Source organism: Planctomycetia bacterium (genome assembly GCA_015200345.1).
Taxonomy (GTDB): Bacteria; Planctomycetota; Phycisphaerae; order UBA1845; family UTPLA1; genus PLA3.
Genome location: CP054187.1, coordinates 3675184 through 3698363 on the forward strand (window position 1 = coordinate 3675184; position 23180 = coordinate 3698363).

The window sequence follows — 23180 nt, forward strand, 5'->3', positions numbered from 1 at the left end:
GGGCTGGGCCTGGTCCATCACATGATCGTGAAGTAGACGCTTGCCGCATAGTCGTACAGGTCCGGCGTCACGTTCAGCGGCTCGCCGAGGTACAGGCAGCGGTTGCGTACCTGGAGGAGCAGATCGCGCGGCTGGCAGCAGCGAAACGGCCGGCCCTTGGCCTTGTAGTGCGTGGCGACGAGGTAATCGAGTGCGGCGTAGAAGTCCTTGTTCAGGTCGAATCCCATTTTCGGCGCGACGAAATCGAACAACTTGCGGAACTGTTCCTCCGTCGGGTCCGGGACGTTGATCTTGTACGGAATGCGCCGCAGGAACGCGTCGTCGCAAAGATCCTTCGGCTCCAGGTTCGTGGAGAAGACAATTAATTGATCGAACGGCACGCGCAGCTTCTTGCCGTTGGGCAGCGCCAGGAAGTCATACCGCTTTTCCAGGGGAACGATCCAGCGATTGAGCAGCTCGATCGGCTTCATTCGCTGGCGGCCGAAGTCGTCGATGACCAGGGTGCCGCAATTGCTCTTGAGCTGCACCGGGGCTTCGCACGTTTTGTTCGTGCTGTTGAACTGCACCTCCAGCGCATCCATCGTCAGCTCGCCACCGACCACGATGGTCGGCCGCTTGATCCGCACCCAGCGTTCGTCAAGCATTTCGTGCTTGTAGATCGTGTTCTTGCGCACCGAGACCTGCTCGTGCGCGGCCGGGTCGAACAACTTGATGATCAACCCGTCCACGATCAGGCATCGCGGGATGTAAATCTCGTCGCCGAAGCAGCGCGTGATGCGCTCGGCAATGCTCGTCTTGCCGTTGCCGGGGTAGCCGTAGAGGAACATGCCGCGGCCGGAGTTGATGGCCGGACCGAGCACCTGAAACATTTCGGGTGACACAAGGAGGTCATTGAAGGCGCGTTGCAGATCGGCCGCCTGGGGCGTAACCGTGGTGATCGTTTGCGCCGTGACGCCGGCGATGTAGGCCTCGATCGGGACGGGCGCCGGGCCGACGTAGAGCGACTCGAGCATGAATCGCCGGGCGCGGTCCTTGCCCGCGTCGGTCAGGGTGTAACAGAAATCATCGAGGTGAGCCGTGCCCGTGTAGACGACGATCTGCTGCTGCTTCAGCCCGGCGAGGTATTCGATGACCGGCGCGGTTGGCAGGCAAAGTTCCTCGGCGATCTGGCTGCCGACCGCGGATCCGACGCCCGCCAGGTACTTGAGGATGAGCGATTCGACGACGGCGGTATCCAGTCCGGCCTCTCGGAAGTCCTTCGGCGGCTTGGGAACAAAGCCGGAGGTGGATTTGGGCAGCGGGGTGGAAGCGGCGCTGGGAGCACTTTGCTCCGGTGAAAGTTCGGGTTTGGCCGGTGCGGCGACGCTCATGGGGCCTTCTCCTGTCTCATCGACCTACGAAGGTAAAGGTACGAATCAAACGGCGCGGTCGCGCGTCCGAAGGTCTAGTTCGGCGGGGAGAAAGCGGGGCTTGATGGGCGATGGATCGACGGGGTCGGCGTCCTGTAATGGCGGTGCCGGTGCGATGCGTCGGCACGTGTATAATCCCGGTCTATGACGCGACTTGATTATCGCACCGCGGGGGAATCGCACGGTCCGGCGCTGATTGCCATGGTGGAGGGCGTCCCGGCGGGCCTCAAACTGGATGAAGACGCGATCAACGATGCGCTGCGCCGACGGCAGGGCGGCTATGGTCGCGGCGGAAGGATGAAGATTGAGCAGGATCGTGTCACGGTGCTATCGGGTGTGCGCAGGGGTGTCACGATTGGTTCACCGATCGCGCTTCAAATCGCGAACAAGGACTGGCGGATTGACGAGGCGCCGGAGATCAACCGGCCCCGGCCTGGTCATGCGGATTTCGCCGGCGCGATGAAATGGCTGACACCGGATTGTCGTGCGACGCTCGAGCGCGCCAGCGCGCGCGAGACGGCAGCGCGCGTGGCGGCCGGCGCGGTGGCGGCATTGTTGTTGCGCGAATTCGGCATCGAAGCAGCCGGCTATGTGACGCGAATCGGTGAAGTGGAAGTGGCGTCCGGCGGGGGCGGGGAAGCGGTCGGATCGGTCGCGGAGATTCGTAGACGTCGTGATTCGAATGAGGTGTACTGCGTGGATCCGACGATCGCGCCGGCCATGATCGATGCCATCAAAGCCGCCAAGGCGGCGAAAGACACGCTGGGAGGAATCGTTGAAGTGTTGGTCACCGGGCTGCCCCCGGGTCTGGGGAGTTGCACCCAGTGGCAGGATCGCCTTGATGGCCGGCTCATGGGTGCGGTGGGTGCGATTCAGGCGATCAAAGGCGTGGAGATCGGCATGGGGTTCGGCTGTGCCTCACGTCCGGGTAGCGCCGTGCATGACGCTCTGTACTTCGATGCGATGCAGCGCGACACGTCCAATTTAGGATTCACCCGGCGTACGAATCATGCTGGCGGGCTGGAAGGCGGCATGACCAACGGCATGCCGATCGTGGTGCGTGCCGCAATGAAGCCGATCAGCACGCTGTTGCAGGGCATGGACAGCGTGAACCTGCGCACGCTCGGGGCGGAGCGCAGCGATTACGAACGGAGCGACATCTGCGCGGTTCCTGCGGCGAGCGTCGTTGTTGAACAGGTTGTTGCCTTCGAGGTGGCAAGGGCTTTCCTTGAGAAGTTCGCCGGTGATACCCTGGACGAGGTGCGGGCAGCCGTTTCCCATTTCCTTCAGGCGGCCCGTCGCCTGTCGAGCGCGTTGTAACGGGCGCCTTCAGGGCCGCGGCAGCCAGGAGATGATCGCATGATCCTGACCGGACGAAGCCGAGTCGGTCTCGCAGTCCTGGCGACTCTGATAACGGGCGGATCCATATCCTTCACGTCGGCGTACGGCCTGCGGATCGGGAGCGAATCGTCCCGTCGCGAGGTGGAAGCGGATCTCACCGAGTTTTTCGAGATGCCCTGCGACGTGGGCAAGATTCGCGGAAGCACCTTCAGCAGCCGGGTTTTTGAAGACGTAAGTATTTTTCTGCCCGACCGGCGCGATCGCATCTTTCACTGCAAAGCGGCTGTTTGGGAAGAAGAAGGCCGCGGCGCGCATCGGCGTCACACCTTGCGCCTGCACGATGGCGTCCTGCTGCTCGGAAGCGACCGGTGGGAGCGCGGGGATTATCGCCAGGTGTTTGAATCCGGCCTGGGCCACGACTTTGAAGACCTGCGGCTGGATCGTGTGGAGATGGACCGGTTCGAGGTCGCTTTCGCGCGCGGCGGTGTGTCGATTCGTTGTCGCCAGACTTCCGGCATGATCGACATGTCCGATCCGCAGGACGGCATCGCCCGCCTGCACGCCTATGAACTGAATGGGCATTCCATCAGCCAAGGCGTGCAGATTCATTCGCGTTTCTCGCCGCGCCGGGGGGTCCAGGTGCGAGAAGTCCTGCTGACGGTGCCAGAAGTTCCACTTTCGATCATCGGCCTGGACGGCGTGATGGGGGTGCCGGTTCATAGCGGTCGCTTCGCGGGAAGTGTGCAGTTTGCGAACGTCTCGGATCGTCCGGAGCTTTGGCTGCGCGGCGATCTGCGCGACGCGAACCTGGCCGAATTGACCCAGCGAATGCCGTTCGGGCCGCTGGCGGGCACCTTGAGCGTGACCGTTTACGGAGCGCGCATCGCCGATTCGACCGTGACCGACCTGCGCGGCGAAGGCAGAATTCGGGATCTTGTCCTGGCGCCGTTGGGGCGCGTGCTGGGCGGTGAGCCGCTGGAAGGTCAAGCGACCCTGGCGGTGGATGACGTCGATCTCTCGATGGGAAGCGTCCATCGTCTGCGTGTCAACGGTTGGGCAACCGATTTGTCCGTCGAGCAATGCCTGAAACCCTGGGGCCGAGGCCGCGCGACCGGCAAACTTTCGATTCGCATCAACAACCTCGATGTGGTCGAGAATTCGATCCAGTCGGCGGACATTGTGGTGTCCATCGTTCCGCTCGAGGGGGTAGCCGGAACGATCGATCGGGCACTTGTGCTGTCTTTGGCGCAGTCGGCTTTGGACTTTACATGGCCTTCGATGCTGCCGCAGGACATGCTCCCGGAATCGATCGAGTATCGACAGTTCGGCGTCCGGCTGCTGGTTCAGGACAACCAATTGCAGGTGTTGGGGACGCACGGCCGGGGGGGCAACGCAATCCTGACGGTTGCGGTGGGAGGGGTGCCGTTTGAAGTGTTGAAGGGCCAGTCGAAGCGGTACGATTTGGGGCCGTGGATCCAGTTGCTGCTGGAGCGGCTGCGCGGCATGGATGAAACCCGAGTACGCGAGTGGCTCCAACGGGGCACAGATCGGGTTCCGTGACCCGTGTTTGGCAGTCTGAACCCGGGCGATTCCGGGGTAGATTGCCTCGGGCCTCACGGACGTAAGTTTCGCAGGCAAATATGGTTACGAGACAAAGTTCCGGGGGGAGTAATTCGACGGACAATGATTTTTTGCTTCGATGAGCGCATTTTCGTGAATTTCGGCAGTTTTAATTGCTAGCGCCCGAGACTGTAGCAATAATGCGCGAATCGTCCGGTTCGCCGAGCGTGACACGGACGACAAAGGAGTGATTTATGGCAGATATCTTTTCGGTCGAGAAATCGCAGCTCCGTCGTTTGATGACGCTTTGTCGTCATCTTCAGCCGAAAACGGGTACGCCCATGTCGCAACTGATGGCGAAAGGAAAGGCCTCGCGACGGACGATCTACCGCGATTTCGTGAGTCTGAAGGAATTCGGCATCAAGGTCGAATTGTGCTAGGGCGGGTATTACATCCGCCAGTCGACCGCCAAGTGCAAGCAGATGTTTGTCGACAGCTTGCGGAAGTCCCTCGATAAGCTGATCGCCAGTTGCATGTAGTTGGTACGCAGCCATGGTCGTCTGGGCGAGGCGTCGAGATTGAACCGGAACCGTCCCGCCGTGGCAGGTTCGTGGTTCGTGGCTCGTAGCATGCCCGGGATGCATGTGCCGACGAGCAAGGCCGTTGTGCATCTGCCGTGCCGTCAGAGGATTGCAACAAACTTTCGAATGTTGCGAATCAGGTCGTCCGCCGAGAGTGGTCTCGACAGGTCGAACGGCAGAAAGCTGCCGTGGTTGTGTTCGCTGGCGAGGATGATCAGCCGGTCGAACAGCAGCACGTAGCCCATCTCCTGCGGTTGATGGCCCGTCATGAATACGTCGACCTGGAGCCTGGCCGCCATGGCGTCCAATTGCTCGCGCGAGTGTCGCCGCCCCCAGACGAGATTGAAGATGCTTCGATCGGAGGCGAGTGCTTCCCGCGTGGGCGCGCGCTCAAAGATTGAATAATCAAATTCGGCCATGTCGTGCGCGTTGGGCAGCGAGTGCGTCATCCAGACGCGGTTCTCTGTTCGCACAGCCAATGGAAACGATGCGATAAACTCATTCAGCGCCGACAGCACGTCTGCGGCGCGGGATTCTCCATAGGCTGCGGCCACGGATCGATTGAATTCATCGATCACCAAGCGGCCGTTCTTCGCGATGGGGTAGCCGGTGAGCTGCGCCAGCTCGTGATTGGACTGGAGAAAATGCACCTGTTCCGGGAACTGGCATTTGTATCGCGCCGCGGCGAGGGCCAGTTCGTGCGAACGATCCAGTTCGCGCGTGTTTAACTCCGCGTGCACCAGTTCATGCAGGATGACGTGCCGCGCGCTGGCGCGGTCCAGCATCGCGTAGTGCGTGAGCTTGTCGAAGTTCTTGCGATTACCGTGCAGGTCGCCCGTCATCACGCACTGGCCGTACCCCGGGAGGACGATGATGCCGCCCTGGCGAAACGGGTCGTCGCGATTCAGAGCCGCGGCCTGAAGGAAGGCGTCGATGGCGGAGGGAGCGTCGATTTGGGGGGCGAACATGCTCACGATGGGGTCTCCGGACCGCTGCGACGCTCGGGCGAATGATGAGGATTGATGATTTCCGAAATCGCGGAGTAGTCAAGGGAGTCGTCGCTCGTCGGCGGTAATGCGGTAGTCGGTGTGCTTACGTCTGGCACGGCTGCCGGTTCGGATTTTTGCCGAGACGCCTGATCGGCCAGGCGCTGCGCGACCGGGAGCAGCGCCGAAAGCCTTCCCCGCACCTCCGCCATGTCGCGCGGTCGAACCTCCCGGTCGTAGGCGCAGCAGGCCATGACCAGCCGGGAGAGCGCCGGCGGCAGGGTCGGGTCCAGATCGAGCGGGGCGGGTGGAGGTTTCGCGGAGCTGGCCACGGTGCCTCGGGTCCGGCCGTGTCGTGTGATCAGCGTCGGGTACGTCTGGCCGGTCAAAGCCCAATACAGGGTCGCGCCGAGATTGAACACATCGGTCTGCTGGGAGAGCGAACGCCGCTCGACCTGTTCAGGAGCGATGTAGTCGGGTGTGCCCTGGATGCGCGGCTTGCGATGGCCGATCGGGCAGCTCTGGCCGAAATCGATGATCTTGATGGCGCCGTCGGCGGCGACAATGACGTTGGTCGGCTTGATGTCCGTGTGCAGAAATCCTGCCTGATGCATGGCGCCGAGGCCTTCGGCGATTTGGATGAACAAGGTGAGCAACTCGTCAAGCCGGTCGGGACGACGGCGATCCAGGCTTAACCCGTCGACGAATTCCATCAGCACCCGCACCTGCACGAGTTTGAAAAGGCGGCGCGTCTTGAACAGCTCGATCGAGCGGCGCAGGGTCGGATGATTCAGCCGCTGCGAAACGTTGAACTCGTTGATCGCCTGTTGTAGGAATCGGTCGTCTTCGTTCGCTTCGCGCGTGACGCGTTTCAGCGTATAAAGTTTGCCTGTGGCGACGTGAATTACTTCGTACACCGCCGAGCGCGCGCCGTCGCCCAGCTTGGTGACGACGTTGTAACCGGGCAGAAGGTCGGCCACCGGGGTTCCTCATGGGGAGATGCGTCTGAATCGTCGGGTCGATCACGCTCGGTTTGTTCAATGCAGCCAAGTTTCGCAATCAATGCATATTAGGAACGCCCCAGAGGTCGGTCAACCGCGAGGAGGCAGCGGGGATCTGCGTTGCCCCCTGGTATGCCCGATCACGAATCGCGCTCACGATCGGTGCCTAGCGCTGGATATCGGCCGTCCGGCAGAGACGATGTTCCGCGGAGGTGAGCAGGGCGATGAAATCGTCCGCGTCCTCCGCGGCGCGCAGGTCTTTAATAAGACTATCGTCTATAAAAAGCCTGCACAACCGGCCCAGGAAGAGCAGGTGACTGACATGGTCCGGGGCACAGATGAGAAAGAAGAGGTCGGTCAGCCCGCCGGCGCGCTCGCCGAATGCGAGGCCGTTCGACGTGCGCATCGCGGCCAGCACCGGCTGCTCCAGGTAGATCGGCTTGCGGGGATGGGGCACGGCAACGCCGCGCTCCAGCGCCGTGGAGGAGACTTGCTCACGCTGCGCCAGCTCGCTGGCCAGGTGCACGGCGTCGATGGTCGGGTCGCACTCCGCGGCGAGATCGGCCAAGGCGCGCAAGAGGGCGGATTTGGTCTTCGGCGCCGTGTTCAGCCGCACCGCGCGGGGTGTTAAGACATGGGTCAGCAACAGATCCGAAGGCACGGCGGGATGCGGATCGCGCTCACGCCGCTTTGGAAGCGATTCGATGTTCTTTTCAATCCAGTTCCAGATTTCGCCGGCGCGGAACTCCCACCGGTCCTTGACGCGAAGACCGGGCAGGATGCGCTGTTCGGCCATGCGCACGACTTCACGGGTTGAGACGTGCAACGCCTGGGCAACCTGCTGTACCGTCATGATGGAACGGGGCACGTGATTCAACTCCCGTGGTTCGGCGATCGGGTGACCCCGAATCGCCTCGTTCATCCATTCTACTCTTTCATCGGTGCTTTTCGGCGGGAAACGGCGGTTCGAATGATGCGATTCACTCGATGTGCACATGAAATTGGCCGTTTTCCTGGCGAATCCGCACTGCGGAGCGGCCCGACAGCACGGCATCCAGTAGTTTGCCTACCGCTTGATGCCGCCACCCGCTACGCAGGACCACCGGATCGGAGCCGGACCCATTGATCACCGAGCGGGCGTAGTCCTTCAGGTCGTTTCGGGTCGCGAGGAGGCTGTAGGCGAGGGCGTTTTGTCGACAATGATCGCGCAGAATGCCGGTGAGGAGCGAGAGGATGATTTCCTCCTCCTCGGAGTGTTCGCGCGACGGCAGCGCCGGCGGATGACTCTCCGGCGGGGCGCTGCGCGCTCGTTCGATCGCGCTTCCAAGACGACGCAGAAGGGCTTGCGGGAGGCTCATGCCCCGAAGCGTCGCCAGCTTGGACGGCTCGGTCCAGCCACGGCGAGCCAGTTCGATGACGAGGAAATCCTTAAGAACCGTTCGAGGCGGACGATTGCGTTCGCGCGCGATCGCGTCACGCTCGGCGAGCAGGGCATCCACCACCGCCAGCTCCCGCCGGCTAAGCGAACCGGCGCCTTTGAGCCGTCGGCGCTGATCGTCCGGCTCGACGATGCGGACAGCGTTGGCGCACATGCGCTGCGATTCTTCGACTGCCCATTCCTCCCGCTTTCGGCTCCGCAGTCGCTGGCGAATCGTCGCATGCATACGAGGAAGATAGGCCACGTCCACCGCTGCATAGTCCAGTTGCTCCGCGGTAAGCGGGCGCTTGCGCCAGTTGGTCAGCGTCTGTGATTTGTGCATGGTGACGCCGACAACGGCCTTGGCCAGCTTGGCAAGGCTGGCGGGGTAACCCAGGCCGACCATGCCGGCGGCGATCTGAAGATCAAACACGTTGCGCGGATCGCAACGTCCCAGCCTCCGACAAATGGCGATGTCTTCCGAGCCGGCGTGGACGATTTTGCAGAGTTCGGCATCGCCGATGAGCTGCCAGAAGTCGGTGAGATCCACGCCGCTCTGCGGGTCGATCAGCGCGCACTCGTCGTCCGTGGCGACTTGGACAAGGCAGATTTCCGGCTCGTACTGGTCTTCGCCGACGAACTCCGTGTCAAAGGCGAACGCTTCGGAGGTCGCGAGACGCGCGCAGAGATCGTTTAGTTCTTTGTCCCGCGTAATCAGGGTGTAGGGGATATTCGACACGCCATGCCCATGCGTCTTGCCAGCCCCACGGCACCATCGCGGGTGCTGCGCGCAGCATAATCGGGGTCCGATCAAAATACTACATTTTATTGGTGAGTCCCGGTTCTATCGCCGGCGGCGTCGCGCCATGACACCCAGGCCGAGCGTCAGGAAGGCAAGGGTGGTGGGTTCGGGAATGTAATGGTAGGTGACGTCCACTTGCATGCCGGCTTTGCTCTGGCCTTGAGAGTGAACGTTGCCCGAATCGCTGGTGACGCTGACGAAGCCGGTTCCCGTGGCGTTCACGGACCAGTTGTCCCCGATGAAGCCGGCCGTGAAATGGCCGAGGTCGCCCGGATTGCTGAAACTCCGCGTGACCATCAACGTGCCACTGGTGCCGAAGCTTGCTGTATCCGTGCCGGTGAAATCCAGCGTGCCGTCGTTCGCGGTGACGAAAGCGCCCGAGGCCAGCCCTCCCGCCATTGGTCCGAGGCTCCAGACGACCGGCGGACTCGGGCTGGGCGTGACCGTGACCGTCGCCACGGCGTTGATGTTCGAAGGGCTAGGACCCGTGTTTTCGACGAGGATGCTGGCCTCGAAATTGGCGCTGATCTTGACGGTTACAAGTGTCAACGTTCCGAGCGTGGGATCAAATTTCGGGATCGTGATAAACTGGTTCCAATTGGTGAGTTGCAGCGGAACGATGGCGGGCGGCAGCACCTGCTGGAAGTCAGCGCGAACCGGCCCGGCGGCGATCGCGAGTAGCGATAACCCCGTCACTATTAGCAACTTGTAGCAATTCCGCCGCATTCGCCTCTTTCCAAAGCGAGGTCACTCACCGTGCGCGCAGCACGCGCGCGGTTGCTTCCACTCCAACGTCCGCCTGATTCTAACTTGGGACGCGATTGCGATCAAGTGTTGAATTGGCAAAAGGTTATGAGCATCGAGACTGTGTCTCTTGCCACAACGCACTGCCGCGATTTCGCATAACATGCTGGGAATAAAGGAGTTAAGCATGGATCGGGTGTGGCGCTCCGCACAGAGGGCTATCTTTGAGTCGCTCTGGCGGCCCTCTCCCTATGGAAGAAAAGAGTGTTGAAACCGGTCTTGGTCAATCAGTCGGTGGAAACAGAAATCCCCCTCGCCGAGCAGGTCGAACGAGGGGGATTCGAGCCGAAAAACTCTTGCCCGATTGAGCGAATCAGTTCTGATCGTCGTCGGAGCTGTTCGCCTCGACGTCAACCTGAATGCGGCCGTCCTCGGTGCGAATCCGGATGTTGTTGGGGTTCTCCAGGTTCTCGCCGTCGGCGACCGTCGTCATGCGCGTCTTGAGCACGCGCTTCTCACCATTGCCGTTGTCGAAGACGAGCGTCGTTACGCCGTGGTCATCCGTCGAGACTTGCGGCGTGATGCCCTCGAAGCCCTCCAGCGACGGGACCTGCGCCAGCTTCTGCACGCTGGTCGAGCCGCTGTCGTCCGTGGTCACGCGGAAGACGCGAATCCACTCGCCGTCTTCCGACGGAACCACGTAAAGGCTGTTCGTCAGACCGGCTTTGTCGGTCCAGGTCTGCGTGGCCCGTGCATCGCCGATGTCGTCCATCGTGTAGGACGCATTGGCTTCCTCGGGAGCCGGACCCTGGCGGCGGACCATCTTGACGACCTGCTCGTCCTCCGTCCCGGGGCCGGTCGCGTTGATGGTGACGTGGGTCTTGTCACCTTGCGCGGCGTCCGACGCTTTCAGGACGGAGATGGTCGTCGTCTTGCCGTCGTCGCCCTGGATGGTCATCGTCGCCGGCTCGCCGTCGTTGGCGATCAGCTTGGCCTGCTGGCCGTTGATACTTACCGAGAAGACCCAGCTGCGGATCTTCTCGATGCCGCCGGTCGCGGCGAAGGCACCGCCGCCGACCAGGACGATCGACAGGGCGACCAGGGCTGCCACACGCATGGGCGTGCGGCGGGGTTGATTCTGGGTGTTGAATTCCTGCATCAGTCTCTCCTCGAGTTGGGGGTCAAATGGCTCACCGGTCCAGGAACGATTCTTCAAGCTTTCAAGCGCGCTTTGGATGGGGTCTTGTTCGTTTGTCATGGCTCCACATTTCCTTCAGCAGGGCGGGTCCCGCCCGGCACATTTCGCCATCCGCGCTGATGGGTGGGCAGTGCCCACCTTACGGTCTGCTCCGAGCGCGGTTCTGCTTCGTCAAACGCTCCCGCAGTGCGTCGCGTCCGCGGGACAATCTCGATTTCACCGTGCCGAGCCGGCAGCCCAACGCCGTCGCGACGTCATCCAGGCTCAACCCTTCAAGATAGTGCAGCGTCAGCACGGCCTGATACTTCGGAGGCAGCGTCAGCAGCGCCAGCCGGGCGTGTTCGCCGTCGCTGCGACCGTTGTCGTGCCGCGATCCAGGCACTCCCGCGGCTCGATCCGGCGATTCAGCCGCTTCCAGCTCCGCGAGCGATCGGGCGATTCGCTTTCGTTCGCGACGCACCCAGCGATTCACCGTGTTCGCCGCGATCCGGTACAGCCACGCCCGAATCGGTAATCCGCGATCGCGATACCGCGGCAGGTATTTCAATACGGCCAGAAACGTTTCGGCCGTGAGGTCTTCGGTCAGGTGCACGTCGCCGACGCGCCGCAGAATGTAACTCGCCATCACCGCGTAGTGCCGTCGATAGAGCATCGCGAAGGCCTGTCGATCGGTTTGGGCGCGCCGGACCAGCTCGGCGTCGTCGTGGACCGATTTAGCGCAGGAAGGCGTATCGCCGGCGGCGAGGTCGCGGCCCTGCGGAATCTCTGTGCCTGTCAAGCGGAGTTGCAACTCCATTCTCACTGCCTCGTCAGACGGCCGCCCGCGCCGTTAACCAACCCATGCGATGCCTGCCTGAAGACAGACCTGCCACGGGGCGGTTCACCGGTCATTACTTCGATGCCGGCCGCCCCACGAGAGCGGTCATGAGCAGGCAATGGATAAAAGCCCGGAACCGATCCGGTGGTTCCAGGATTTTGAATAAAAAAATGGCATTCAGCAAAACACAACGGGACTGACGTCGCGTCTCATGGCTCCCAGACGGCTGCTGGGGAGGCGCGGACGATCAAATTGTCCCCGGAGAGATTCGACAAGGCTCGGAGCGCGGCGCCGGCGGAGGGCGTTGGAGTTGTGCCGGAATTTGGCGACTTTCGAGCGATCAGCCGATTCACGCGCCACGCCAACGCACGCGGCAGCCGGGCGATCAGGGCGGCGATTTCCGGCCGGGAGGTCCAACGAGTGTATTGGAGATTTGTGTAACTGCCGGTGTGGATGCGGCCGAAGCCGGCGGCGGTCAGCAGCTTGCCGAGGCTGGCGGCGTCGAAGAGGTTGATGTGAAAGCGATTGAGGCCGAGCCAGTGTCGCCCTCCCCGGCGCCGCCAGAATCCGCCCCAGTTCGGCGTGTCGACGCAGACGACGCCGTTCGGCGCGAGCACGCGGCGCACATCGCGGAGAAAGTGCAACGGGCGTGGCACGTGCTCGATGACATCGCCAAGGAAGACGACATCGAAGGAGGAGAGCGCGTTCGCGTGATCTTCAAGCGAGCCGATGAGGACATCCATTCCGAAGCGCTCCGCGGCGCGGCGCGCGGCATCGGCCGAGACATCCAGCCCGACGACCTGCCAGCCTCGCTCGCGCGCCAGCGCCGAGAAATGGCCCATTGCGCAGCCGACATCGAGCAGCCGCCGCGATGGGTGATGCTCGATTGGTGCGAGATGCAACGCATACTGCTGTGCGGCGCGCGCCGAGCGGAGTGCGTCGTCCTCGTCGAAGACGTAGTAGTCGCCGGCATAGAGCCGTGCGAGGTCGTCAGCGGTGTAGCGAGGTTGCTGCTGCACCATGCCGCAGTCGCGGCAGCGAAAGAGATCGAACGGGCACGTCGCACTGCGTCGCAGGATCGGGCGGTTCGGCGCGATTGACGCTTCGCAGGCGGCGCAGGCAAATGGGGACACCCCGACCCGATCGGGCGGAAGGGCGGCAGCAGGGGAAGACGCGCGGACTGAACGCGTTGCAGTGGCCATCGGCTTCTGCTGCTATCGGCGAATTCGGAGCAACTGCATTGACATAATGTCGCCGGGTGGCTCGAAGGGGCCTGCGCAGCGGGGGACGCGCACGGAACGGTCACTTTTGAGGAGGCAATTCAAACGTCAGGGATGACCAGGTGCTCTCCCATTCAACGTCGTCGCGGCCTTTGGCGCGCGTCATGCGCACGGCGTTGATGACGTACATGCCGGGCTGGGAAAGTTCGAACGACGCCTTGCCGTCGGAATCGGTGCGCGCGGTGCGGCGAATCGACTCGCCTTTTTCCAGCCAGATCGCGGCCATCAGCGCTCCGGCAGCGGGTTTTTCATTCTCAAGAAGCTGAAAGGTCAGTCGCGTGGGGACCGGCGGGTGTGATGGCGCGTTGGTTGTCGCGGGCTGCGTCGTCGCGGCTGGCTGGTGACGGGTTTCCAATGGCCGATAGGGGTTGTTCAACGGAATGATTTCCAGGGGAAGGCCGATTCGGACGTCCTGCGCGCCGCGGCCGTCGCCGTTCACCGCTACGAGCGCCTTGGCACATCGGGAATAGGCCTCGCGCCCGGGTTTGGTCGATTCGCCCAGTTTATTGCGCAGGTCGATGACGTGCTCCATTCCGTCTTCGCGGAGATAGGCCTCGAATTTGTCCGGCTCAAGCGTGATGGTTGTCGGGCGATTGCGGAAGGCGATGACGTGAAGCCCCGGTGACGTCAGTCGAACTTTACCGGCAGGTGTGTCACCTTGTTTGCCGGAAATCACCTGGGGACTTGACGGCGAACTGGAGTGGTCACTGACGCGAATCCAGTCAAAGCGAATCAGTCTGTCAGGATCGCGCTGGCGCGCTTCACCGGGAAGACCGTCGCCAACGAACAGGTTGATATCAATCTCCTGTCCTGCGGCGGGTCGAAACGTCGCGGGCTGAATCCAGTACTCATGTGCCGAGGCCCGCCCGCCCAGCGTCCAGGCCATGGCGGCCGACGCGGCGGCGCATGAGACGGCACGTCGAAGATGGAGTGTACGATTCATCGGTTCCCTCATACGGCCATCGCGGATCATCCGCATCGTAGGCCCCGCGTCATCAAGAACGCAAGTATGTGCGGGGCGCTGCGCGCAAGAGAAAGCCCCGAGCAAGTCTGCTCCGGGGCTTTCGAAAGGCCGGAAACCGAACGGATCCGCGGCAACCCGCCCGGCGGATCGCCCCGTGCCTGCGCCATGCTACGGACACTCCTCGGCGGCCAGCAGCTTGCCGACGAATTCCTCGATGGAAAGCGATGCGCACGTGCAGGCGGGGCTTTCGGCGTCCGACGCCTGTGTCACACAATTGACATACTGCTGGATGTCATCGCCGCCGATGGCGTGATTGCCGGACATGTCGCCGGCACAAGGGCATTCGGTGGCGGCCAGCGCAGCGGGCAAATAGATCACTGTATCGATGCCGATGTAGTTGCTTCTCGGTCCCAGCGGCCCGCCGTCTTCCACGAAGTAGCGGAACGCCAGGCGACCGCAGGTGGGCTGCGACAATCCGGTGATGACCACGTTGAACCTGGTCCACTCAAAGGGATAACCCGCCGGCGCATAAGTCGGATTGATATCGAGCAGGAGCGTCGTGAAATCGCCGACGCTCGTGGACGTCCCGCCGACTTCCGTACTGCAACAATTCAGGCTCATGCGCACCTGCAGGCGATCCGGCCGCGACGTGGCGATCGGACGCGATCGGGTGAAGAACGAGAACTGATCACCGTTCGAGAGCGTACGGGCAGGGAGGATCAGCCAGTTGCTGATGCGTGCCACGCCCGCGCCGTTGTTGAAGTTTGCGGCGATGTACGAATTCGGCGGTCCGGCGTGGGCCGGAAAGATCGCCGGCTGCCCCTGGAACCAACCGGTCGTGCCGAGCGGCTCGCTCAAGTTGAGCATCTGCCAATCCTGCGGAGGCAGGTTGGTAATGTCGTTGAAACCTTCAAAGGTCTTGCCGTCGACCACCGGGCACGGGTTTGCACACCCGCCGCAGTAGAACAGATCGCCTTCCTGAATCAGATTGCAGGCGGTGCCGTCGAGGCAGCCGCCGCCGCACGAGGGCCCGGTGACCGGATCGAGATTGATCCAGCAGGTGGCGTTGCACGAGCATTCCTCGATGGCCCATGACGGTGTGCAGTCGCTGCCGCAGGGGCAATCTTCCGAGCTTCCGCAGATCGCGCCGTTGCTGCATCGCGAGACGCGCCGCACGACGACCGGGCGGCACTCGGCACCGGGCTGGGCGCACGGTGCGCCGGTGCAGGACCAGCCATCCAGCGAGACGAAGCACCGCGGGCGATTCACGAAGTTCTTGTTGACGTGCAGATCGATGCCTTGCGAGCCGATCGAGATGCTGTAGGTCGTCGGCAGGGACACCTGCACAAAGTCGGTCGGGACGGTTTCAGCGACGGTGTAGCCGCCCGAGCCGAGGCCGGCGATGCGATAGTTGCCGTCGGCGTCGGTGACCGCGCTGCCCGAGCCGGCCGTGACGGTGACGCCAGGTTGCGGCACGTCGCCAAGGCCGTCGCCATCGAAGTCGATGGTGACGCGGCCGCGGACCTCACCGCGCGCGGGGGCGGAGAGGCTGCACCCGCCGCAATCGTCGTGCTTGGTGTCGCTGCCTCGACCGCCGAATCGCTTGTCGCAAGTTTGACAGCGGTAGAGATTGTCGTTGCCGCGGTTGCCGAAGAGCCAGTCGCAATTGGAATCCGAGCCACTGTGGACGTGATCGTTGCCGCGGTTACCGAAGGCATAATCGCCGCCGCCCTCGGTGGAGAGGCAGTCGATGCCGCGGTTGCCGAACATGAAGTCCTTGTTGCCACCGCCGGCCATTTGATCGTCGTCGAGATTGCCGAACAGGAAATCGACTCCGGCATCGCCGCGGATGGTGTCGTTGTTCTTGTTGCCGAAGGCAATGTTCGTGCCGCCGCCGCCGAAGAACTGATCGTTGCCCATGTTGCCGAAGAGCAGGTTCAGTCCGCCCGCGCCGACGAGCACGTCATCGCCGCCGTTGCCGAAGGCGATGAACAAGGCCGGCCCGCCGGATTGGAGGATGTCGTTCCCGCCGTTGCCGAACAGGACGCCCAGGCCGCTGCTGGATCGCAGGCGATCTTCGCCGCCGTTGCCAAAAAGCACGGCCAGGCCCGGGCCGCCGGTGACTTCGTCGTGATCGGTATTGCCGAACGCAACGCAGAGGCCTGCGCCGCCGGTGACTTCGTCGTTGTCCTTGTTGCCGAAGAGGACGGACAGGCCGGGGCCGCCGATGACGTCGTCATCGCCCTTGTTGCCGAACAGGACGTTCAGCCCCGCGCCGCCTTCGACGTGATCGACGCCGGCGTTGCCGAACAGGATGTTGACGCCCGCGCCGGCCTGCACGGTGTCGTTGTTCTTGCCGCCGAAGGCGATGTTCAGGCCGCTGCCGGCGTTGATTGCGTCGTCCTCGCGGTTTCCAAAGAGCACGTTCAGGCCGTCCTGTGACGTAATGGTGTCATTGCCGCGATTGCCGAAGACGAGATTCAGGCCCGTGCCGGCGGTGATGGCGTCGTTCTCGGCGTTGCCGAAGAGCAGATTGATGCCGTCGCCGGCGGTGATCGTGTCGTTTTCCTTGCCGCCGAAGACGAGATTCAATCCGTCGCCGGCCGAAACGATGTCGTCGCACGGCCCGCCGAAGAGCAGATCGATCTCCATGGGCGGCACGGTCGGCAGCAGCAGGCGGCCGAGGCTGGTGATGTCGTCCTCGCCGTCACCGCCGAACATGAGGTTGCCGAACGCGATCGGTGTCGGCACGCTGCTGATGGGAACGACGACGATGCCGCCGTTGTCGGCGCGCAGAATGTCGTTGCCGTCGGCGCCGAAGACCAGGTCGATGCCGTTGTAAGCGTCGACTTCGTCGTTGCCCGTGCCGCAGAAGATGAGGTCGGCCGCGCCGCCGAGATCACCCACGCCGAGGTTATTAAGCAAGTCATCGAGGTCTTCGTTGACGCCGGAGCAGAGGTCCGAGCCGTTCGCACCCTGGATAAGGTCATTCCCCGGACCGCCGAAAAGCAGGTTGCCGAAAAAGATGATGACGGCCTGTCCGCTGGTGAGATCGCCAATGATAATGAGCGATCCTTCCTTGCCCTCGATGGTGTCGTTGCCGCCGGCGCCGAAGGCGAGGTCGATGCCGCCCTGGGGATTGTCGGTGTCCTGATTCTCGTAGTCGGCGCGGATCAGGTCGTTATCCGGTCCGCCGAACAGGAGGTTGCCGAAAAGCAGGCAGAAATCCTGATCGGGCAGTTCGATGTTGCCGCCGGTGCAACCATAAATGTTGTCGTCGCCCGTCGAGCCGAAGATCAGGTCGATTCCGTCGTGCTCGTCGCCGCCTTCGGGCGGATCGGCCGCGTCGCCGTGCAGGATGTCGTTGCCAGCTTGGCCGAAGATGAGATCGCCGAGGTCAATCTTGAACGTGTCGTTGATGTTGAGGACATGCCCCTTGCCGGCGGAGGCGGTGTCATCGCCGCTGCCGCAGAAGATCAAATCGATGCCGTCGAGCGTTTCGATCTCGTCGTTCTGGTCGCCGCCGAAGATCACGTTTCCAAGCTTGAGTTCAAAATCGGGGTCGCTGGAATCGCCGATGGAGAGCAGCCCGCCGCCGTAGCCGAAAATGGTGTCATCGCCATCGCGTCCGAAGATCACGTCGATGTCGTCGTCGGCGCGATCGGCCTCGGGGTCGTCGCCATGGAGTTCGTCGTTGCCGTTGCCGCCAAAGAGGAGGTCGCCCAGCGCGAGGCGGAAGTCGTCGTCGCCGATGGTGAGCAGATGGCCTTTGCCGGCGGATGACACGGTGTCGTCATCGTCGCCGCCGAAGATCACGTCGATGCCGGCGGTCGTGTCGATTTCGTCCTTGCCGTTGCCGCCGAAGATGAGGTTGCCCAGCCGCAGCTCGAAGTCGGGATCGCTGACATCGCCGATGCTCAACAAGCCGCCGGCGTGGCCGTGAATGGTGTCGTCGCCGTCGCGCCCGAAGATCACGTCGATGTCCTGATCGGCTTCGTCGGCGTCGGGGTCGTCGCCATGGATCGTATCGTGGTCGCCGCCGCCGAAGATGAGATCGCCCAGGGCGAGGCGGAACTGGCTGCTGCCGCTGCCGATGGTGAGCGACGCGCCCTTGCCGGCGTTGATGGTGTCGTCGCCGTTGCCGCCGAAGATCACATCGATGCCGTTCTTCGTCAGGAGGTCGTCGTTCCCGTCGCCGCCGAAGACGAGATTGCCCAGCTTGATCGTGAACGAGCCGATCGTCAGATCGCCGCCGTGGCTGACGCGCACGCGGTCGTTGTCGCCGCCGCCCATGACAAAGTCGATCTCCTCGGGGTCGTCGTCCTCGCTGTCGCCGGCCACGATCGTATCATCGCCGTCGACGCCAAAGAAAATGTCGCCCAGCGCAACGGAGAGACTTCCGCGGGTAAGCGTCTGGCCGCCGCCGCCGAAGATGCAGTCGTTGCCCTTATTGCCGACGAGGATGTCAACCTTCGCGCCACCCTTGATCAGGTCGTTGCCGCCGCCGCCGAAGATTAGATCGTTGCCGTCGTCGCCATGCAGCTCGTCGTCGCCGCCCAGACCGATGATCAAGTCGGCGTCGTCGCCGCCTTCGATCTTGTCGCTGCCCGTCGAGCCGATCAGTACGTCGTTGCCCGGCCCGCCAGTCAGCGTGTTCGTCGGCGTTACTTCGCAATTGTTGCTGGCGCCGAGCAAGGTCAGCGTGTCCCCGAGGATCGGCGCTGCCGCCGTAATGAGCGCGTCCAGGTCAGCCGCGAGCTGGTCGGCCTCGGCGCGCAGCGCGTCGGCCGCAGCTTCGACGTTGGCCTGCGCCTGGGCTTCCAATGCATCGGCCGCTGCGAGCACTTCGGCCTGCCCGCGCGTGTGCATCGTCTCGCCGCGATTCTCCAGATCGCTCTCGGCTTGCCCGACCCACTGCTCCCAGTCGGCGGCGAGCGCATCGGTCGTCGCGCTAAGCGTGTCGCCGGTGGAAACCAGATTGTCGCCCTGCATCTCCATCTGCGCCGCGTTGGACGAGGGGATTTCATCGTCGCCCTTGCTGTCGGCCAGCGCTTCCAGTGCGTTGCCGTCGGCTTCGTAGGCGTCGCCCTCTAACTCGACCTGATCGACGCGCGCCTCGACGGTGTCCGTGATGGCTTCGAGCGCTTCGACGCGCCGTTCTACTTCGGCGCAGATGGGCGGCAGGCCGCTGGGGTCCTGCAAATCTTCATCAAACTCGGTCTCGGTCGGCTCGGGGTCTTCGTCGCACATCAGGGAGAGTTCACTGATCGTCAGCACGTGGCTCTCGATGGTCTGCATCAAGAGTGCAACGGGGTCGCCGTTCTGCACTTCCATGCCAAGACTCGCCGCGCGGTCATACAACGTCTGCGCGCGAATGAGCAGATCGTTCGCGTAAGGCAGGAGCAATTCGAACTCGTCGATCATCACTTCCACGTCGGCCGAGAGGACTTGTGCTTCCTGTGAGATGCCCTGCACGTCACCGGCGACGTAGTTATTGAGATAATTTGCGATGCGGCCGTGGGCCTTCTGCACCGTCGCGGCGGTCGGCTGGACGAGTTCGCTCTCGATGTCGCGCACGTAATTGGCCGTGGGGAGGACCAGGTTATTCCCGGCGTCCTTCGCCAGCGTTGCGGCGTTCTCGACCAGGCACGACGCGGTGTTGCATCCGCTCTGCGGGGCATCGAGCATGTCCAGCACGCGATCGAGGTAGGTTTGCGCTTGCTGAAGCGTCGAGATCATCGTGAGCGCGTCATTCAGCGACGTGACGTTCAGATCGAGACCGCCCAGGACGATGTCCTCGCCGCCGCCGCCGTGGACTTCAATCACCCACGTGTCGGAGATCGCACCATTGGAATCGTCAAAGACGACCAGGTCGTCGCCGTCGTCGGCCGTGACGCGAATCGCACCGAAGGGCGTGGCGGTCGAGTCGTAGCTGCAACTGGGCGTGGCATCGCCGGCGGGGGTGTAGATATCGACAATCGCCGGATTGCCCGCGTTCTTGACGACGCGCACGCTGTCGTCGCCGGTCGTGCCCTGAATCTCCAGCACGTTGCTGATGACATCGACATTCAGCGTCCCGCAGGGGGCGGCTTGGGCTTGCACCGCCGCGAGGATCGGAAATCCTGCGGCGAAAAGCAGCGCCGTCATCCGGCCGCGTCGCGTACGAGATGAAACGAATACGAGCTTGCTGCGTGCCGTTCGACCGCGCGCGCGCAGAATCGCCATCGCCGCCACGACGAGCAGCAGCGCCGTCGTCGGCTCGGGCACAAGTCGAAACGCCACGGTCCCATCGTCCATCGGACCGGTCTGCGTCGAATTCGGCGGAATGTGAATGTTGCGGAGCGTGATCATGTGCGTGCCGGCTGGCAAGAGGAACGTCGACTTGCTGAACTCGGGGCGATTCCACGCCACGTCCGGATCAGTCGTATAAGGCGCGTCATCAAACGGACCGACGGGGGGAATGAGGGCGGGCCAGTCCGGCATTGCGGGGGTCGCGCCGAGCAGGATGCCGTCGAGCCAGACTTCGTTGCGGTCGGAAACGACGAACAAGTCGGTCACGTCCATCTGCACCGGGTCGGACGACGAGTAGGTAAAGATCGGCGAGTAATACGAGCCGACAGCCATGATCTCGTCGAGCACGGTCCACGAGCCGTCGATCGGCAGGACGATCATGGCTTCCGGCGCGTAGCTCGGCGTGCCTTGGAGGCTCGAGATGGGCGTGGCGATAGCGGACGAGACAGAAGCTGAAAACACAAAAAGTGCGATTGCGGCTCGCAACATGGTTAACCCTCCGGTGCGCACGTTTCCCTACAAGGAGACGTGAGATGTCTTGAGGCGGCTGTAAGCAACGAGCAGTGTATCAATTAATGCTTGTCATGTCAAGATTTATGAATCGATTGGGGATGCGTCGTTGCTTCAAACCGCGAGGTCAAACAGTGGATTCGACACGTTCAAATGAAGCGAAAGTGCGTCAATCAAAAGGATTCGTGCGTTGCGTCACGGGCTGATGCTCGCCATGGCAGTTGGATTGCCGCCGCCGCGAAAGACGAAATACACCGCGCCGCAGAGGCACAGCCCGGCCCAGAGATAATCCAGCTTAATCGACTCGCGAAGATAAAACACCGCAAACGGCACGAATACAGACAGGGTGATGACTTCCTGAAGGATTTTGAGCTGGCCAACGTTGTAAACCTGATGTCCGATGCGATTCGCCGGGACCTGGAAGAGGTACTCCAGCAGGGCCACGCCCCAACTCACGATGGCCGCGAGGATCCACGGCTTGTGTTTCAGCTCCTTGAGATGGGCGTACCATGCGAAGGTCATGAAGACATTGGAAATCGTCAGGAGAAGGATGCTTTGAACAATCACGGGCATGGGAAGTCACCTTGTGCTTCGGCCGGTGCGCCGACCCGATCGGCGCGGGGTCTGCGGCAAATCGCGCCTATTGTAGCAAGCCAGGAGGGAGTTTCATGAGCAGGCAGTTCATTCTTGCATTGCCGTTGCTGCGCGGGTCATCAACCGCCGTGTCAGAGTCGTTCTATTGCGGCCAGCTCGGCTTCCAATTGGAATCGGAGAACCGGCCGGCGCCGCCTGCCACCGACCCGGCCTTCCTCGCGCTGATTCGCGATGGGGTTCGGCTGCACCTCTCGTCGCACGCAGGGGATGGCGTGTTTGGAGCGGTCGTTGCTTTTGCTGTTCGCGACGTGGACGCGCTGCACGCGGAGTTCGGGTCACGTGGCGTGGCCATCGCGCTGCCGCCCATCGATCAGACCTGGGGCAATCGTGAGATGTACGTGCGCGACCCGGACGGCAACGCGCTGCGATTTCTTCAATGCGATCGTTGACAGGCCGATCAGCCTCGCGCCAACTGCTCTTTCTTTTCCGCGATGACCAGTTGGAGAATTTTTTCGAGATTCGCCTTCGGCTCGTAGCCCGTCATTTCGCGGATTCGATCAAGGCAGGGAATGCGCCGCATCATGTCGTCGAAGGGGCGGCCGTATGCTTCTTCATACGATAGAAACCTCTTGGTGCTTTTGCTGCCCGTCATCGCGATGATCTTGTCGGCGAGGCCCTCAATGGAAACTTCTTCGGTGGCTCCGACGTTGTACACCCGCCCGGCGGCCTTCGGATTGTTCATCAGCTTCACGATGGCATCGACGACGTCTCCAACGAAACCGAAGCAGCGCGACTGTTTGCCGGTCCCATAGATGTGGATGGGTTCATTCTTCAGGGCCGCTTCGACAAAGCGTGGAATGACCATGCCGTAGCGGCCGGTTTGCCGGGGGCCGACGGTGTTGAAGAAGCGAGCGACGACGACGGGCAGCCCGTACTGCTGGTGATAAGCGAGTCCAAGAAACTCGTCGATCGCCTTGGAGCAGGCGTAGGACCAGCGGCTGAACCGCGTCGCGCCCAGGACCGTGTCATCGTCTTCGCGGAAAGGCACTTTCTCGCTCTTGCCATAAACTTCGCTCGTGGAGGCGATCAGCACGGGCTTGCGAAACTTGTTCGCGATGGCGAGGACGACTTCGCTACCGTGAATATTGGTTTCGATCGTGTGTACGGGTTCATCGACAATCAGTTGTACGCCTACGGCTGCGGCGAGGTGATAGATCATGTCGCACTGCTCGGTCAGCACGTGCAGAGTGTGTTCGCTGCGCACATCGTCGTGGACGAATCGCAGGCGCGGATTGGACCGGGCGGCTTCGAGGTTGCGCGCGTTGCCGGTGCTTAAGTTATCCAGCGCAATGACTTCGTGACCGTCGGCAAGGAGCCGATCCGCCAGATGAGACCCGATGAAGCCCGCGCCGCCCGTGATGAGAATTCGCATGGGTGTGATTCCGAACCGTCCCGCCACCCGAACCGCCACACGCGGACGAGCACCGATCGCGCGGAAGTATAGAGCAAGGCGCGCGGCGCACCAAATCCGTATGCTCGGCCATTCCGGAAGGGGCCGGGGCGTTCGCGCAACGGGGATTGAGGAGGCGCAGGCAGGGCGCGCAATTCTCCCTCGTGTCACGCGGCTCGCCCGGAAGGCATGTCTTACCGGATTCTAGGCCGACTCTGACCCGAAAAGCAGCGGC

17 protein-coding genes are annotated in these 23180 nt (G+C 62.6%); 4 read left to right on the top strand and 13 right to left on the bottom strand.

Translation table 11 applies throughout. The annotated features are described in order from the left end of the window. Nucleotides 1-17: 17 nt before the first annotated feature. Entirely contained in the window at nt 18-1298 is a 1281-nt protein-coding gene (locus HRU71_14975; protein QOJ05036.1) for an AAA family ATPase, read from the bottom strand. 255 nt (nt 1299-1553) lie between these two features. Between HRU71_14975 and aroC the strand changes: the two genes are divergently transcribed. From aroC to HRU71_14990, 3 genes are all read left to right on the top strand, one after another. Then, nucleotides 1554-2729, top strand: a complete 1176-nt coding sequence (gene aroC / locus HRU71_14980) for a chorismate synthase (GenBank protein ID QOJ04710.1) — start codon at nt 1554-1556, stop codon at nt 2727-2729. 39 nt (nt 2730-2768) lie between these two features. Further along, entirely contained in the window at nt 2769-4310 is a 1542-nt protein-coding gene (locus tag HRU71_14985; GenBank protein QOJ04711.1) for a hypothetical protein, read from the top strand. A gap of 254 nt (nt 4311-4564) precedes the next feature. Further along, on the top strand, nt 4565-4750 hold the full coding sequence (locus HRU71_14990; protein ID QOJ04712.1) for an HTH domain-containing protein: 186 nt from the start codon (nt 4565-4567) through the stop codon (nt 4748-4750). 242 nt (nt 4751-4992) lie between these two features. Here the strand turns inward: HRU71_14990 and HRU71_14995 are convergent, their stop codons facing one another. The 11 genes from HRU71_14995 to HRU71_15045 all read right to left on the bottom strand — a co-directional run bounded on the left by HRU71_14995 (nt 4993) and on the right by HRU71_15045 (nt 21474). Then, on the bottom strand, nt 4993-5865 hold the full coding sequence (locus HRU71_14995) for a hypothetical protein (protein ID QOJ04713.1): 873 nt from the start codon (nt 5863-5865) through the stop codon (nt 4993-4995). After that, nucleotides 5862-6857: a serine/threonine protein kinase gene (locus HRU71_15000; protein ID QOJ04714.1), complete on the bottom strand. Its 996-nt coding sequence runs from the start codon at nt 6855-6857 to the stop codon at nt 5862-5864. Before HRU71_15000 ends, HRU71_14995 begins: the two co-directional genes overlap by 4 nt. A 187-nt stretch (nt 6858-7044) precedes the next feature. Continuing rightward, entirely contained in the window at nt 7045-7746 is a 702-nt protein-coding gene (locus tag HRU71_15005) for a PTS sugar transporter subunit IIA (protein ID QOJ04715.1), read from the bottom strand. A gap of 112 nt (nt 7747-7858) precedes the next feature. Then, entirely contained in the window at nt 7859-9034 is a 1176-nt protein-coding gene (locus HRU71_15010) for an HRDC domain-containing protein (GenBank protein QOJ04716.1), read from the bottom strand. Nucleotides 9035-9139: 105 nt separating this feature from the next. Next, complete coding sequence (locus tag HRU71_15015; GenBank protein ID QOJ04717.1) at nt 9140-9823, bottom strand: PEP-CTERM sorting domain-containing protein; 684 nt, start codon at nt 9821-9823, stop codon at nt 9140-9142. Nucleotides 9824-10214: 391 nt separating this feature from the next. Next, nucleotides 10215-11000 carry a hypothetical protein gene (locus HRU71_15020; GenBank protein ID QOJ04718.1) on the bottom strand — a complete coding sequence of 262 codons (786 nt, stop codon included), beginning with the start codon at nt 10998-11000 and terminating at the stop codon, nt 10215-10217. A gap of 178 nt (nt 11001-11178) precedes the next feature. Next, on the bottom strand, nt 11179-11835 hold the full coding sequence (locus HRU71_15025) for an RNA polymerase sigma factor (protein ID QOJ04719.1): 657 nt from the start codon (nt 11833-11835) through the stop codon (nt 11179-11181). Nucleotides 11836-12065: 230 nt separating this feature from the next. Next, on the bottom strand, nt 12066-12989 hold the full coding sequence (locus HRU71_15030; GenBank protein QOJ04720.1) for a class I SAM-dependent methyltransferase: 924 nt from the start codon (nt 12987-12989) through the stop codon (nt 12066-12068). A gap of 169 nt (nt 12990-13158) precedes the next feature. Continuing rightward, nucleotides 13159-14079 carry a DUF4198 domain-containing protein gene (locus HRU71_15035; protein ID QOJ04721.1) on the bottom strand — a complete coding sequence of 307 codons (921 nt, stop codon included), beginning with the start codon at nt 14077-14079 and terminating at the stop codon, nt 13159-13161. A gap of 189 nt (nt 14080-14268) precedes the next feature. Then, on the bottom strand, nt 14269-20880 hold the full coding sequence (locus tag HRU71_15040; protein QOJ04722.1) for a hypothetical protein: 6612 nt from the start codon (nt 20878-20880) through the stop codon (nt 14269-14271). 216 nt (nt 20881-21096) lie between these two features. Next, on the bottom strand, nt 21097-21474 hold the full coding sequence (locus HRU71_15045) for a DMT family protein (protein ID QOJ04723.1): 378 nt from the start codon (nt 21472-21474) through the stop codon (nt 21097-21099). Between the two features lie 95 nt (nt 21475-21569). On the opposite strand from HRU71_15045, the gene HRU71_15050 reads away from it, so the two are divergent. Continuing rightward, the gene (locus HRU71_15050; GenBank protein QOJ04724.1) at nt 21570-21944 is read left to right on the top strand and encodes a VOC family protein; all 375 of its coding nucleotides are present in this window, start codon (nt 21570-21572) and stop codon (nt 21942-21944) included. Nucleotides 21945-21952: 8 nt separating this feature from the next. Here HRU71_15050 and HRU71_15055 read toward each other — a convergent pair whose 3' ends face one another. Further along, nucleotides 21953-22927 carry a GDP-mannose 4,6-dehydratase gene (locus tag HRU71_15055; GenBank protein QOJ04725.1) on the bottom strand — a complete coding sequence of 325 codons (975 nt, stop codon included), beginning with the start codon at nt 22925-22927 and terminating at the stop codon, nt 21953-21955. Nucleotides 22928-23180 lie beyond the last annotated feature (253 nt).